Annotated in this window: 11 protein-coding genes; 6 read left to right on the forward strand and 5 right to left on the reverse strand. The window is 70.9% G+C overall.

What is annotated here, in order from left to right; genetic code table 11:
* Positions 1–75 precede the first annotated feature (75 nt).
* Positions 76–2,481, reverse strand: coding sequence for a penicillin acylase family protein (locus BN1197_RS03535; protein ID WP_052465945.1), 2,406 nt, complete (start codon positions 2,479–2,481; stop codon positions 76–78).
* Between the two features lie 321 nt (positions 2,482–2,802).
* The gene (locus BN1197_RS03540; RefSeq protein ID WP_245851807.1) at positions 2,803–4,425 is read right to left on the reverse strand and encodes a BCCT family transporter; all 1,623 of its coding nucleotides are present in this window, start codon (positions 4,423–4,425) and stop codon (positions 2,803–2,805) included.
* 379 nt (positions 4,426–4,804) lie between these two features.
* Between BN1197_RS03540 and BN1197_RS03545 the strand changes: the two genes are divergently transcribed.
* Together BN1197_RS03545 and BN1197_RS03550 are read left to right on the forward strand one after the other, a co-directional pair.
* Positions 4,805–5,227: a pyridoxamine 5'-phosphate oxidase family protein gene (locus BN1197_RS03545; protein ID WP_040156200.1), complete on the forward strand. Its 423-nt coding sequence runs from the start codon at positions 4,805–4,807 to the stop codon at positions 5,225–5,227.
* Positions 5,228–5,511: 284 nt separating this feature from the next.
* Entirely contained in the window at positions 5,512–6,042 is a 531-nt protein-coding gene (locus tag BN1197_RS03550; RefSeq protein ID WP_040156201.1) for a hypothetical protein, read from the forward strand.
* 53 nt (positions 6,043–6,095) lie between these two features.
* Here BN1197_RS03550 and BN1197_RS03555 read toward each other — a convergent pair whose 3' ends face one another.
* Positions 6,096–7,865 carry an alpha/beta hydrolase gene (locus BN1197_RS03555; RefSeq protein ID WP_052465946.1) on the reverse strand — a complete coding sequence of 590 codons (1,770 nt, stop codon included), beginning with the start codon at positions 7,863–7,865 and terminating at the stop codon, positions 6,096–6,098.
* 287 nt (positions 7,866–8,152) lie between these two features.
* Between BN1197_RS03555 and BN1197_RS03560 the strand changes: the two genes are divergently transcribed.
* The 3 genes from BN1197_RS03560 to BN1197_RS03570 all read left to right on the forward strand — a co-directional run bounded on the left by BN1197_RS03560 (position 8,153) and on the right by BN1197_RS03570 (position 10,883).
* On the forward strand, positions 8,153–9,055 hold the full coding sequence (locus BN1197_RS03560) for a DMT family protein (protein WP_040156202.1): 903 nt from the start codon (positions 8,153–8,155) through the stop codon (positions 9,053–9,055).
* A complete protein-coding gene (locus BN1197_RS03565; protein WP_040156203.1) occupies positions 9,052–10,230 on the forward strand; it encodes a glycosyltransferase in 1,179 nt (392 codons plus the stop codon). Before BN1197_RS03560 ends, BN1197_RS03565 begins: the two co-directional genes overlap by 4 nt.
* Positions 10,231–10,370: 140 nt before the next feature.
* The gene (locus BN1197_RS03570; RefSeq protein WP_245851808.1) at positions 10,371–10,883 is read left to right on the forward strand and encodes a MerR family transcriptional regulator; all 513 of its coding nucleotides are present in this window, start codon (positions 10,371–10,373) and stop codon (positions 10,881–10,883) included.
* Positions 10,884–10,891: 8 nt separating this feature from the next.
* Here the strand turns inward: BN1197_RS03570 and BN1197_RS03575 are convergent, their stop codons facing one another.
* Complete coding sequence (locus BN1197_RS03575) at positions 10,892–12,127, reverse strand: AAA family ATPase (RefSeq protein ID WP_052465947.1); 1,236 nt, start codon at positions 12,125–12,127, stop codon at positions 10,892–10,894.
* Positions 12,128–12,274: 147 nt separating this feature from the next.
* A complete protein-coding gene (locus BN1197_RS03580) occupies positions 12,275–14,263 on the reverse strand; it encodes an MDR family MFS transporter (protein ID WP_095999844.1) in 1,989 nt (662 codons plus the stop codon).
* Positions 14,264–14,504: 241 nt separating this feature from the next.
* Between BN1197_RS03580 and BN1197_RS03585 the strand changes: the two genes are divergently transcribed.
* On the forward strand, positions 14,505–15,137 hold the full coding sequence (locus BN1197_RS03585) for a TetR family transcriptional regulator (RefSeq protein ID WP_052465948.1): 633 nt from the start codon (positions 14,505–14,507) through the stop codon (positions 15,135–15,137).
* Positions 15,138–15,296: the final 159 nt, after the last annotated feature.

Genomic DNA, 15,296 nt, shown 5'->3' on the forward strand with positions numbered 1-15,296 from the left:
CCGAAGGTCTGCGATCCTAACGGTCGAGGCTGGGCCTACGCTCGGCGTACGCAGGCCCCCGGCAGCCCCGCGGGCTCAGGTGCCCGGGCGCAGGGTGAGGTGCTCCACCGCACCCCAGTCCTGCTCGCGGGTGCTCATCGGCACGTACTCACCATCGCGCCACCGCGGCAGCATGTCGTTCGCGTGCGGGTGGAACGGGCTGCCGCCCTGACCGAGTGAGCCGAGGAACCGGCTCGCGTCGGGATCGGCGAGGTCGACGATCTGCCGATAACCGGGCCCGTTGCGGTTGTCGAGCCGGGTGTTGTCGGGCCGTGCGGGGTCGACCGTGTCGGTGCCGCCATCGGTCGCGATCGAATACGAGAAGACGCGTCCGAGCACGGGGATGCCGGCGAACGCGCCGTGGTCGTGGACCGAGTGATGCACCGAACCCCAGGTCCACCTCTCGATCGGGCCGCGTCGCGCGGCGAGATCCGAGGTCGTCTGCTGCAACGTGCGCGAGAGGGCCTGCGCGCACGTCGTCTCGCCCGTCGCGGCGTCGGGGCAGAACACCCCCTGATCGAGTTGCGACGACACCGCCCGGCTGTGGGTCCGCATGTGCTCACCCAGCTCGTCGGTGGCAAGGCCGCGCAGCCGGAACAGCCAGGCCTCGAAGATCGCCGCCTCGACGGAGTCGCCGGACTCCACACCGTCCCACGCCCGCAACCGGTCGAGCGCCGCCCGCCCGAGATCGTCGCGGGGCTCGGTGGCGAGGAGACGCTCGCGCAGGTCGAGCCACGGCCCGCTGCGCACGTCGACCTGCATCGCGGCCATGTCGTCAGGGCCCAGCCCACGCCCACCGGCGTCGTGCTCGCGCTCCTCGAGCAGATCGAGGATGCGCTGCGCCCGGTACGGGTCGGCCCACACCCGCGGCCCCGCGAGCACCGGCGCATCCGAGTCGAGTGGCACCACGTTGTTGTTGGCCGTGACGATGCGACCCTCCGGCGGGTCGACCACGTGTGGGGTGTCGTCGAACTCGACGTAACCGCGCCACTCGTGCGAGCCGTCGCCGGGCACCGGCAGGTTGCCCTCCCACGTGCGAATCGGCAACTTGCCCGGGGCGACGTACCCCGTCGAACCCGACGTGTCGGCGAGCACGAAGTTCTGGCTCGGGGAGACGTACCGCTTCAACGCGGTAACCGCGTCGTCGACGGTGTGCGCGTAGTTGAGTCCGACGAACGCGTCCATCGTCGTGTCGCCGGGGTCGAGCGCCACCCAGCGCAGGGCGAGCGTTCGCGGCGCCCCCTTCGCGCCCGCGACCTCCGGTGAGTCGGAGACGCCGACGTCGCTGACGATGGGCCCGTGCCGGCTCGACCTCACCGTGATCGGCACGTCGGCGCCACCCTTGACGCGGATGACCTCCTGCCGCGACGCCAGCGGCGTTCCCTCGGGCTCGACGTAGAGATCCTGCACGTCGGCGCCCACGTTGGTGACGCCCCAGGCGAAGGACGCGGTGCGCCCGATGACGATCGCGGGCAGGCCGGGGATGCTCGCGCCGATCGCCCGGAGGTTCTCGCCCTGCACGTCGGCCAGGTACCAGAGCATCGGGGAGTTGAGCGCCAGATGCGGGTCGTTGGCGAGCAGCGGCATTCCGCTGCGGGTGTGGGTGCCGTCGAGGACCCAGTTGTTGCTGCCCTTGCCGGGCGCCGGTGCCATGCCGAGCTCGGTGACGGCGCGCACCGACGCGGCGCCCGCCTCTGCCACCGCGGTCGCCTCCGCACGGGCGGCCGGGGTGTCGACCGGACCCCGCCGCGCTGCGGCCTGTCGCAGGTCGGCGGTCGAGAGGATCGTCGGCATGTCGGACGTCACCGGCGGGTACAGCGCCTCGATCCCGGCCTGGCCGGCCCGGCCGAAGGCGCGGGAGGCGGCGATCTCGTCGACGTAGTTGGTCGCCAGGTCCAAGGACATGAGCTGGCTCCACGACACCGCGTCGACGTCGGTCCACGGCTCGGGCGTGATGCCGAGGATGCGGAACTCCGGAGCCGGGGCGGTGTGCCCCATGGCCGCGTTGACCCCCGCCGTGTAGGCGGAGACGAGCCCCCGAGTGCGTGGCTGCAGCGCCGGCAACGCCTGCGCGGCAACCCGGTGGAAGCCCATCGTGCGCAGGAATCTGTCGCTCTCCACCGCCGCGGAACCGAGCACCTCGGCGAGTCGCCCGGCGGCGATGCGGCGCTGGAACTCCATCTGCCACGCCCGGTCCTGCCAATGCACGAACCCGAGCGCGAACACCGCGTCCTCGTCGCTCGTCGCACGGATGTGCGGGATGCCCCACTGGTCGCGGGTCACCTGCACCCCGGCTCGCAACCCGTCGACCTGCACGTCTCCGGTCGCCGGCCGGTTCTCGTGCCGCAGCCACCCGACCGTGACGAGCCCGAGCACGACCACGACCGCGAGGAGCGTCGCGAGCCCTCGCAGGAGAAGGGAACCGATGCGATGTGCGCTCACGCGCTGATCATGACAGCCAGGTCCGACAATGCCGCTCGCTGCGGCCGACGAAGGAGGCCGTCCCGGTCGCAGCGGCGTGTGGCAGAAGCCGCCGGTCCGACCTCGAGAGGGGCCCGAGAGGGGCCCGAACAGGCACCGTCACCGCTCCCCGGCGAACTCTCGTCGGCCCGCCTGCCGTCAGAGCCGCGTGAAAGGGCCTGTTCGAACGGCGGGCGCGTCTTCACGGGCCCCGCGTCCGCCTGACGGCGGTGGGGGCCGCCCCGGATCGGGACGGCCCCCACCTTTCGTCGGGCGCGTGATCGGCGCGTCGTCGGCGCGCGGTCAGCGCTGGGCCGGCGAGGCCTGTTCGCCGGTCTTGGTGACGAACTCGTACTCGTCGCTCTCGGCCATCTCGAGCGCGAGCTCACGCCGCAGCGCCGCACGCTCCAGGCGCAGCATCTGCCGGTGTTCGCGGTGCAGTGACCGAAGGATCGACGCACACATCGCGATCATCACGAGCGAGAACGGCGCGGCGACGAGGATCGCCATGGTCTGAAGCGCGCCCAGCCCGTCGGTGAGCGCCCCGCCCGTCCAGCCGACGTAGAGCAGGACCGCCGCGATCGCGCCCTGGAGCACGCCCCAGAACACGCGGATCCACACCCGCGGCTGCGGGTCGCCGCCCGCGCTGAGCATGGAGACGACGAACGACCCCGAGTCGGCGCTCGTCACGAAGAACACGACGAGCAGCACGAGGAACAGGCCGATGAGCACCGACGCGCCCGGCATCGTGCGCAGGACCTGGAAGAGCGCGCCCTCGGTCTCGACGGTGCCGTCCGCAGCGATGAGGCCACCCTCGGTGAGCTGGCGGTAGATCGCGGTGCCACCGAGGATGGAGAACCAGCCGAACGTCAACAGCGTCGGCATGAGCAGGACCCCGAGCACGAACTCGCGCACGGTGCGGCCGCGCGAGATGCGCGCGATGAAGATGCCGACGAACGGCGACCAGCTGATCCACCAGCCCCAGTAGTACGTCGTCCACGCCCCCAGCCAGGTCTCGCCCGGCTCGCCGCGATACGGCAGGGTGCGAAAGCTCATCTCGATGAAGTCCGACAGGTAGGTGCCGAGGTTCTGCACCGACTCCCGCAGGATGAACAGCGTGGGGCCGAGCACGAGCATCGCGATCATGAGGCCGGCGGCGAGCAGGAGGTTGCCGTTGGACAGCCACTTGATGCCGATGTCGAGACCGCTGACGACCGAGAGCAGCGCCAGCATCGTGATCCCGGCGGTGAGCACGAGGATGACGCCGATGCCGGTCTCGCCGATGAGGCCGATGTCGGTCAGGCCCGTCGTCAACTGGACGACGCCGAATCCCAGCGAGGTCGCGACTCCGAACAGCGTGCCGACGACCGCGACCACGTCGACGAGGTCACCGAGCCAGCCCTTCATCCGGCGGCCGAACACGGGCTCGAGCGCCCAGCGGATCGACACCGGGTACCCCTTGCGGTGCACCGAGTACGCGACCGCGAGGCCGACGACGACGTAGATGGCCCACGCGTGCAGACCCCAGTGCAGGAAGGTCGTCGCCATGGCGTTCTGCGCGGCCCCGGCGGCGTCCGCGTTCATCATCACGTCACCCGGCGGGGGTTCGGCGAGGTGGTTCAGCGGCTCGGCGACGCCCCAGAACACGAGGCCGATGCCCATGCCCGCGGCGAACAGCATCGCGAACCACGAGAGCACCCCGTACTCGGGCTCCTCGTCGTCGGGGCCGAGCTTGATGTCGCCGTAGTGGGACAGCCCGCAGTACAGACTGAAACCGACGAACGCGGCGACGAGAATGACGTAGTACCAGCCGATGCCGTTGACGACGCTGGTGTTGATGCTCTTGAGGACCTCGTTGAACCACTGCGGCACGATCGCCGCGACGGCCACGAAGGCGAGGATGATGAGGCCCGCGGGCCCGAGCACGGGCCAGTATGCGCGGTGAGCCCGCGCCGGAACCGATGACGGTGGCGTCGACGATTCGGGGTCGGACGACCCGGTCGGGGTGGTCGGTCGGGAACGTTCTGCGGGTGTGGCAGAAGGCATGGTCCTCCTCGGCGCCCGGCGGCGGGCGATCGATGAATCGGATGTGGCCTCCGGTCGGAGGCGTACGGGCGGCGCATCGTCGCCGCGGGACGGGCGGCGAGACGCTCACGTGGCCACGACTTGGTCGGGCGTCCCAGCGTCCCCACCGTACGCGACGATGTACCGACGCGTACGCAGCGGGTCGCCGCCCGCAGTCGCCTACTCTGATCGAACGAAGCCGCGACCTGCGGTCTGCTCTCGATGACTGCCGAGGACCACCATGCCCACCGAAGTCACCTCCATGACCCGTGACGAGTGCTGGGAATCGCTCCAGCGCGAGGAGTTCGGGCGCCTCGCGTACTCCCTCGACGGTGAGGTCAACATCGTCCCGATCAACTACGCCGTCGACGGCTCTCGCCTTGTGTTCCGTACGGCCGAGGGCAGCAAGTTGCTCGCGATCCTGCGCGGCGGCACGGTGGCGTTCGAGATCGACGCGATCGGCGAGGAATGGGCCACGAGCGTCATCGTGCGGGGTGAGGCGGTCGAGCTGCCCGAGGAGGAGGCCCGGTGGGCCGACCAGCTTCGTCTGCGGCCGTGGATCCGTTCCGACAAGCAGCACGTCGTCGCCATCACGCCCGCGGAGATCTCGGGGCTGAGGTTCCGGGTCCACAAGCCGTGGACGTCGATGTTCCCGCGACCCTGAGTTTCCACAACCTCGAGTGACGACCCCTCCGTCGAGGGGTGCCTGTGGACGACGATCCCGGCGTCCGACGCGAGGGACGAGGCTGATTCCACGCCCCGTCCGTACGCGAAGGACTCCCCATGACGCATGGCCGCACGCGCACCGCTCCCGTTCGATCGCGACCGCTCGCCCCCTCGCGCGCACCCGTGCGCGACGGGCGGACCCATCGCAGGCGGGACTCCGGTCGAGCCAGGCGACGACGACCATCCCGAGGAGCGTCGCCGGCCGCCCTGCTCGGCGTCGTCGTGACCGCGGTCGTCGCCCTGCTCGTGCTCGGTGGCGCCAGGCTTGCGGGCGCCGGGCCGGAGGACTCGCGACCGTGCGCCGAGCTCGCGGCCCGCTACGCCGACCAGGTGCCCACCGGCTGGCGCCTCGACTGCCTGGCCGAGCTGCCGGAGTCGTGGCGGGCCGCCGCCGGTGATCGGCCGGCCGCCTCGATGAGCGATCGCGACGAGCGGCGCATCGTCGTCGTCGAAGGGCAGGACCGGGCGTACACCGAGGCCGCGATCGCCCATGAGATCGCGCACGCCGAGGCGTCGTCGTGGCCCGCGCGGCTGCGGGTCGCGGTGGCGCAGGCGATGGGAGCGGCCCGATGGGCGGTCGCCGGCGATCCAGCGTCGGCCGTCGAGGTGTTCGCCGAGAGCAGCGTGCGATGCCGCGGGCTGCCGACGCACTCCGCTCATCCGCTCGTGCCGTGCGACCTCGTCGAAGCCGCACGCACCGCGGGAGGAGCCGTCGCCCCGCTGCCGGTCACCGGCACGCACCCGACATCGTGAACCGGCACAGGCGGGTGTTCCCGGCCCGCAGGGGCTCAAAAGGGCGAGACCCCTCAGAAGATGCGGTAATCGGCGCGGATCGCCTTTTGGATCGCGGTGTAGTCGGCCATCGGATCCTGGCCCAGCACACCGGCCCACAGCGGAACGAGATCCTCCTGGTAGCGGTGGCCCTCCCCGCCGGGCACCCGCACCGAGCGCGGCATGTCGCTCGCGATCTGCGCGAACGTGACGAACGGCAGCCACCGCATCTCGCTCGTCACCTTGGGACTCGCGCGTTCTCGCAGCCAGTCGGGCTCGCGCCACATGAGATCCCACGACCACCACACGATGGGGTCGGTCGGGTTCTGGGCGAAGCCGATCCTCGGCGACCGCCACGGCCCGAGGGGGCGGCCGTAGAAGTCGTTGACCGCGTTCTGCCGTTCGGTGATGAAGCGGATGTGGCGTCCGTCGTCGACGACCGGCGCGACCTCGGGCGAACCGGGGCGGCGGTGGCTCGTGAGCTCCTCCCACATCCGGCTCGAACGCGGCGTACCCGTCCACATCGCCCCGTCGACTCGGGCCAGCAGGTCGGCCTTGTCGCGGAAGACCGCCTGGCCGCCGTAGGCGCCGAGGGACTCCCCGCCGATGTACAGCTCGGGTCGACGGTCGGCCGGAAGACGGCGCACCTCGGCCTCGACTTTCTCGAAGAGCACCGTCGCCGCCCGCTCCGCCGTGACCTTGTCGGTGATGTAGGCGAGCGCGCTCGGCAGATACGTGTACTGCATCGAGGCGATGGCACTGTCGCCTCCGGTGAGGAACTCGACGGAGCTCGGATGCCACTCCGGGATCCATCCTTCGCCAGCGGGCATCATCACGACGAGCACCGATCGGTCGAACGCGTCGGTTCTGTACAACTCGGCGACGACCGCGTCGGCGGTCTGCTCGAGGCCGCGACCGCTGTGCATTCCCGCGTAGACCCGGATCGGGTCCTTGGCCGGACGACCGGTGACCTGCGCGATGCGCGCCCGGCGCGGACCGTCGGCGACGACGGCCTGCCCCTGGCGGCCGAGGGAGTCCCAGGTCTCCGGCGAGCCCGGCCCACCCGAGCGCGTCGCCTCCTTCGGTGGGTGTCGACCGGGCGGGGTCTCGGCGTTGACCTGCACGGCCTTGCGGGTCGCCGATTCGACGAAACGGGCGAACAGCACGTCGTTGGACACGAAGACGACGAGCCATACGACGATCACGAGGGAGATCGCGCCGGAGACGAGGCCCGGCAGGAACGGTCGAGACAGGCGCCCGAGGAGTCGCCACAGGCCGCGCAGGGCCCTGAAGCAGAGGATGAGCACCGAGAAGAGCACGGTTCCGGCGACGACCCCGAAGAGGTGGTCCGTCACCGGGAACGGCTCGGCCCCGATCCGCCGGGCGATGTCGTCCTGCAGCAGGATCCCCCGCCGCACGCCCTCGATCACACCGATGCCCAGGGCGACGAGCAGCAACCGCCCCACGATGCGCGCCGCGCCGGCCCGCATCTGCACCATCAGTCCGGTCGCTCGCGCGAACGCCCGGGCCAAGGCGGTCAGTAGGGATCCGAGTGCGTAACCGAACGTCATCCCCAGGCCCAGGGTGAACGCCGAGACCCACCAGGGCCGAGGAATGAAGCTCGGCGAGAGAGCGGCCAGGCCGAGGATCACCGCACCCACGAGGCCCGGCCACGGCAGCCGTGCGGCCACGAGTCGCCCGTCGCCAGGCCGGGGGCGGGGTCGCGGCAGGGTGATGAGGCGACCCGGGCGTGCCCGGGCCGGCGTCACCGCCGACGAGCCGCCCCGTTCCGTCGCCTGCTGCACGCGAGCATTATCGCGTCCGTTCGGCGAGAGCAGAGACCCGATGGCAGGTCACGTCCATCCCGACGGCGGGCGACGATCAGGTGAACGTGGGTGGGCGCGATCCCGTGATCCGGCAAACCCCCAGGAAGCCGTGCCTACACTGACCACGGACTCGGGAGTCGGCCGGGCGCATCGCCGGCCTCGACCGCCGACATAGCCGCGGCACAGGGGAGGAGACGGCTCTGTTCATCGCCACTGCCGTCGCGCTCGCGACCGTCGCCGCGGTCTTCTTCGCGATCGGCGCCACCGTGCAGTCCCGTGCCGTCGGCCGCGCGGTCACCGACGAACAGCAGCGGTCGCAGAGCCGACCCGACCAGCGGGTCGTCGGCGGACGGGCGATGTTCGCGCTGCTGCGCAACCCCACCTGGCTCGCCTCGGTCGGCATCATCGTGCTCGCCGGGCTGCTGCACGCCGTGGGCCTCGCGCTCGCCCCGATCTCCATCGTCCAACCGATCGGCGTGCTCGCCATCCCCTTCGCGATCCTCATCTCCGCCCGCCGACGCCGTCAGGCCCCGGCAGGCACCGTGCTGCTCGCCGTCACCGTGACGGTGCTCGCCGTGCTCGCCTTCGTGCTCGCAGCGGCGAGCGACGGCAAGAACGCCGAGCGCATCGACGCCGTCGAGATCGCCTGGTCCAGCCTCGGGATCGGCCTGTTGGCCTGTGTCCTCGCCGTGATCGGCTCCGTCGGCCCGATGTGGTCACGCTGCCTGGCGTGGGCGTCGGCGGGCGCCGTCGTCTACGGCCTGGCCTCCGCGATGCTGCGCACCGACACCATGCTCATCGCGCAGGGCGACCTGCTGTCGTTGCACGTGTTCGGCTACACCTCGGCCGTCCTCGCCGCCTACGCCATCGGCGGTTGGCTCGTCCAACACGCCCACGCCAACGGCCCTCCGGCCGTCGTCCTCGGTAGCCTGACCGTGGTCGACCCCATCATCGCGGTGCTCTTCGGCATCGCCTTCCTCGGCGAGGGTGCGCATCTCGCGCCACTGCACGCCGCAGTCATGGCGATATCGGGAACGGTGGCAGCGGTCGGTGTCCTGCTTCTGGCCCGACACCACCCCGAAGGTCACGAGCCTGACGACGTCGCCGGGCCGCCCGTCGCGTCGCACGCCCAGATCCACCCGCATCCACGAGAGGAGCACACCCCGTGAAGATCTTGATCGGGTGTGACACGTACCCCACCGACGTCAACGGGGCCGCCCGCTTCGCCGAACGGCTCGCCGTCGGGCTCGTCGGCCGCGGTCACGAGGTCCACGTCGTCGCACCGTCGACGGTGGGCCCGGTGGGGATCGAGGAGCGCGACGGCGTGACCGTGCACCGGGTGCGCTCGGTGCGCTACCCGTTCCACGAGGAGTTCCGCATCTGCCTGCCGTGGCAGATCCGCTCGCAGGTCAGGGCCGTCATCGAGCGGGTTCGTCCCGACGTGGTGCACGCGCAGGCGCACTTCGTCGTCGGCCGCTACGTGTGCCGCAGCGCCGCCGATCTCGGCATCCCTCTCGTGGCCACCAACCACTTCATGCCGGAGAACCTCACCGACCAGGTGCCCGTTCCCGTGCACGGCAGGATCGAGCGGTTCGCCTGCTCACTGGCGTGGCGCGACCTCGCGCGGGTGTTCCGGCAGGCCGGCATCGTCACCGCGCCCACCCCGCGGGCCACGGAGCTGCTCGCGACGCGGGCCGGGCTCACCGGCGCTCTGCCGATCTCGTGCGGCATCGACGCCGAGCCGTACGCCGCCGCGGCGGCCGCCGCGCCCGCGAACGACGTTCCGCGCATCCTGTTCGTCGGCCGTCTCGACCAGGAGAAGCGGGTCGGCGAACTCATCGACGCGTGCGCATCGTTGCGCGCCGGCACCCCCTTCCACCTCGAGATCGTCGGCGACGGCACCATGCGCGAGCAGTGGAAGGCCCAGGTGCGCAGCCGTGGCATCGCCGATCGCACGACGTTCCGCGGCTTCGTCTCGGAGTCCGAGCTGCTCGAGGCCTACGGCCGCTGTGACGTCTTCTGCATGCCGGGTGTCGCAGAACTGCAGAGCCTCGTCACCCTCGAATCGATGTCGGCGGGCAAGCCGGTCGTCGCCGCCGACGCGATGGCTCTGCCCCACCTCGTCCACCCGGGCCGCAACGGATGGCTGTTCACCCCCGGTGACGTGCCCGAGTTCGCGACCCGCATCCAGGCGCTGCTCGACGACCCCGACATGCGTCGGCGCATGGGTCAGGCCAGCCGGGAGATCGTTCGTCGTCACAGCCTCGACGCCACGCTGGACCGGTTCGAGGAGCTGTACCGGCAGGTCTGCGCCACGGGGGGCCAGGGTCGCCGCGCCGCCTGACGAGGCACCGGCCCGCCCTCGGCGCGCCGTGAGACACGGGGTCGTCGAGCGAGCCGTCTCATTCCCTCGACCTCACGCTCCGAGCCCCACACGATCGGGCTGCACCTAGACTGGGCCGCCGACGATCGGGAGGATCAGCAGTGAGCAGCGAGCACAGGCGCCGAGCACCGTCGACCGCGGGGCCGTCCTCGGGGTATGTCACCCCTCACGAGCGCGCGCTGACCGGTGATGAGCTCCGCTCCGTCGATCTCTCGCCGAGGTTCCGCATCGGGGAGGTCTCCGAGCGGCTCGGGCTCTCGTTGCGCAGCATCCGGTACTACGAAGAGGCCGGGCTGATCACGCCCTCGGCTCGCACGAGCGGGGGATTTCGGATGTACTCCGAGGCCGACGTGCAGCGCATGCTCGGCATCATGCAGATGAAGCCGCTGGGCTTCACCCTCGAACGCATGGGTGAGGTCCTCGCCGACCTCGACGTGCTGCGCGACACCGAGGCACCCGGAAGCGAACGGCGTTCTGCCCGGTCCCGACTCGAGGAGCTGCACGACGAGATGGCCGTCGCGCTCGCCGACCTGCGACAACAGCTCGAGATCGCGGCCCAGTTCACGACGCGCCTCGACGACGAGCTCACGGAGTTCGACCGCGCCAGGCCCTGACCCCCCGATCAGGCCGGTGGCGCCGCTGACGTCGTGCCCCGCGAGGCGAGGTATTCGCGCAACCCCACGTAGGCTCCCGGCTCGGACATGGCCGAGGTCTCCCGGGCCGCGAGTTCGAGCCAGCGTCGCGCCGAGGGCTCACGACCGGCGAGGGCGTCGAGCACGTCGCGCGTGGTCAGAGGGGCGGCGTGGGACTCCGCGTCATGAATCGCCGCCGTCAGGTCGCGGCCGGAGTAACCGCTGGAACGTCGCGCGATCTCGGGGATGTCGACCTCGGGGTGGTCGCCGAGCTGCTGGTGGAGGACGACCTCGCGGGTCGTGCGATCCGGCGGCAGCACGAGCAGCGTCTGCTCGAGGCGGCCGGGACGACGCAGCACCGGGTCGACGCCCCACGGGGCGTTGGTCGTGCCGAGGATCGTCACGCCGAGGTTGCCCTCGGGGCCCTTGTCGAGTTCCGCGGCGAGCGCCGTGACGCTGCGCGTGGAGGCAGCGCGCCGGCCGAGGACGGTCGTGCGGTCGCTGAGGTGCTCGACGCCCACAAGGCAGAGGACGACGGGTGCCTGTTCACGCGCGGCCTGGAAGACGGCACCGATCTCCTCGACCTGCTCGTCCCGGCTGAGGCCGGCGAAATCGACCGAGAGAAAGCGGACGTCGAGCTCACCGGCGGTGGCGCGGGCGAGGAACGTCTTGCCGCACCCGGGTGGGCCGTAGAGCAACACACCGCCGCTGCGACTCTGGCGGTAGAGGCGCCGCAGCTCGGGGTTGCGCATGGGGGCGAGCACCGCGGCCTCGAGGCGCTCCTTGGCGACCTCCATGCCGCCGATGTCGGCGAGGGTGACGTTGGCACGTTGCGCCCACAGATCGTCACGGTCGTCGTCACGGTCGGCCCGTCCACGCACCGACGCGTCCGCAGGGTGCTCGTCGTCGTCAGGGGAGTTCTCGATGGCGGGCGCGTGCCCGGTCTGGGCGCCCCGGCCGTCGTCCCCGCGGCGCTCGAGGGCGGCCGGGCGTGCAGGCGGCCGGTGACCGCGTTCGTCGTCGGCGGCGTCGAGCAGTTCACGCATGAGAGCGCGGGCGTTCTCGTTCTTGGGGTCGACCGAGATGGCGGCACCGCAGTGACGGATGGCCTCGGTCGTCTCGCCGTGCTCGCGGAGAAGCTCCACGAGATGCAGCCGCAGCGTGACGTCCGTGGGCGCGGACTCCGCCGCGGCGAGCAGGCTCACGATGAGCGGTTGCAGGGGCACCTCACCAGGTTACGGCCACCGGGCGCGAACTCCCGCACGTCGAGAAGTGCATCAGGCGGCGTGGCGTCGGGCTCCGGATACGACGAACGGGCCGGCCGGGAGCAGATCCCGGCCGGCCCGTGGGCCCGCCTCAACGACGGATGCGCGTCATTGGCGGCTGCGATGCAGGTCGACGAGCAGCGCTGCGGTGAGGTCGTTGCCGACGCGGCCCAGGGCATCGACGTCGACTGCCTCGTACCGCTGCTGCACCGTGGGCTCCTCCCCCACGGTGAGCGCGGCGTCACCGATCTCGGCCGCGGCCGCCGTCAGCGCGTCCCGCAGTTCGACGGAGAGGACACCCCCGCGGCGGCGGTCGGCCTGAGCGACCTCGAGGGCGCACGGCTCGGCCTTGGCGGCCAGGTGCTGGTCCTCGGTGAGGAACATGTGGGCCGTCCGCTCGAGCAGCGCGATGCCGCGAGCCAGGTCGCCGCCGCCGAGGTCGGCCACCGCCTGCCGCAGCAACGGGTACTCATCGCCCGTCGCGCGCACCGCGAGGTTCTGCAACTGCAGGCCGAGCACCCGCTCCTTGGTGCGCGTGGGGCCGGAGCCGCTGCCCAGCGCGAGCCGGTCCTCGTCGGGGCTGGACTGGCCGAGGCCGTCGAGCAGCTCGCGGCCCGCCTCCTCACCGGAGGTCACGTTGCCCAGGGTGTCGCGCAGCGGCACGGACTTGATGAGGAGCGTCGCGACGAGCACGAGGCCGACGATCGGAAGCCCGACGGTGAAAACCTCGTGCAACGCGTCGGCGAGCCCCATGCGCACCGCGTTCACGATCGGCGTCGGGAGCTTGGCGAGGGTGGCGGGGTCGAGCACCGAACCGGCGTTCATGCCGCCGCTCGGCATCTGGCCCGCGGCCTGAGGAGGCAGGTGGGTCGCGATCGCCTTCGAGGCCTCCGACGTCATGATCGTGCCGAAGACCGCGATGCCGATCGTCGAGCCCACGTTGCGGAAGAACTGGGTGGCTGCCGTGGCGACGCCGAGGTCGGCGCGCGGCACGACGTTCTGCACGACGAGCGTGTACACCTGCATCGCCATGCCGAGGCCGGCACCGAGGACGACCATCGCCAAGGTGAGCTCGAGCGGGTCGGCGCCGTAGTGCAACCGGGTGAGCATCCAGTAGCCGAGGCCCAGGACGAGGATGCCGGCCAGCGTCTGCTCCTTGTACCGGCCGGTGCGGGTGATGAGCAGGCCCGCGATGATCGACAGGCCGATCATCGTCACGCTCATCGGCATGAGGATGAGGCCTGACTGCGTCGCGTCGACCCCGAGCACACCTTGGGCGTAGACGGGGATGTAGATGAGGGCACCGAACATGAGCATCGAGACACCGAAGCTCGCGACGTTGCTGAACGTGAACACCGAGCTGCGGAAGAGGCGCAGGGGGATGACCGGCTCGGCGGCCTTCGTCTCGATCCAGATGAACAGCAGGAGGCCCAGCGTGCCGCCGACGTACAGGCCGATGATCTGGGCGGAGTCCCACGCCCAGGTCGCGCCGCCGAGGGAGGTGGCCAGCAGCAACGCGAGCAGGGTTCCGCTGAGCACGACGATGCCGGCCCAGTCGATTCGCGCGTCGCGGCGCTCGTGGTCGAGGTGGAGGAACCGCCAGATCGCACCGAACGCGATGACGCCCACGGGCAGGCTGATGTAGAACAGCCACCGCCAGCCCCAGTGGTCGGTGACGAACCCACCGACGAGCGGCCCGACGATCGAGCTCACGCCGAAGATCGCACCCATGAGGCCCTGGTACTTGCCGCGGGCCCGGGGCGGGATGATGTCGCCGATGATCGTCTGCGACAACGGCATGAGGGTGCCCATGCCGATGCCCTGCACGGCGCGGCCGAAGACGAGGAACCAGAAGTTCGTCGACATGCCCGACAGCACCGAGCCGAGCATGAAGATGAGCAGACCGGCCAGGTAGAAGGGCCGGCGGCCGTAGAGGTCGGACAGCTTGCCGACGATCGGCACCGTGATGGCAGACACCAGCATCGCCGACGTCGCGAGCCACGAGTAGTGCTCCATACCGCCCAGCTCGGCGACGATGCGCGGCATGGCCGGCGAGACGATGGTCTGGCTGATGGAGGCGACCAGCATGCCGAGCATGAGGCCGACGAAGACGCGCTTGCCCGAGGCATCGAGCGCGAACGGGGCGTCGGGAGCGGCAGCGGTGGAGGCCGCGCCTGCCGAGGCGGTGGTGGATGAGGTACTCGATGTCACGTCACGAGAATACGCTTATACTTGCAGTGACTGCAACTTTGCATGTACTGCATAATGGTCGAGTCCACATCGAGGAGGGCATGTTGTGTCTGGGGCCGCCCGCTTGTCGTCTGACCCAGGTGATTCTGTGTCTGATGTCGATTCGTTCGCATCTCCGGGTGAGGGCGGTCTGCGTGCGCGCAAGAAGAAGCTCACGCGGCGAGCGATCCACCAGGCGGCGCTGACGCTCGTCTCGAGCCGCGGCCTCGACCACGTGACGACCGACGAGATCGCGGCGGCCGCCGACGTCTCCGCGCGCACGTTCTTCAACTACTTCCCCACCAAGGAGGCGGCCGTCCTCGGCCTGCCGCCCGACCTCGACGACCTCCTCGCACGATCGCTCCTCGCGCGGCCGGACTCCGAGGACCTGTTCACCGCCCTGACCGCCGTCACCCGCGCCCTGTTCCTCAAGATCGAGCAGGACCCCCTGCGCGACCTGCGCCGCAGCGTCGTCAAGCGCGACTCACAGCTCGCCGTCGCGATGGTCGGTGCCAACCGCGATCTCGAGGACGCGCTCGTGCGCGCCGCCATCACCCGCCACGGCGAGAGCGAGGCCCTGCGCGCCCGGGTCATGGTCGCCGCCGTCCTCACAACCGCCCGTGCCTGCTACGTCCACGTCGAGCACCGCATCGACGACGGCACCTCCACCACCCGCGCGACCGACCTCGCCGCCGCCCTGCGCGAGGCGTTCGATCTGCTTGGGAGGGGGCTGGCGGCGTGAGGGTGGGTGCAGGACGCGGAGCGCGTGGACAGATGATCGCGCGTGCATGCCTGCCTGACGTCATCCGTGCAGGCCTTCGGCACAGCAGACATCCCTCCTACGCGGTGCATCGTGTGACGCAGACGTGCACGGATTCTCCATGCACCCCGTGACGCACCC

This window comes from Mobilicoccus massiliensis, assembly GCF_000826525.2.
Classification (GTDB): Bacteria; Actinomycetota; Actinomycetes; order Actinomycetales; family Dermatophilaceae; genus Mobilicoccus; species Mobilicoccus massiliensis.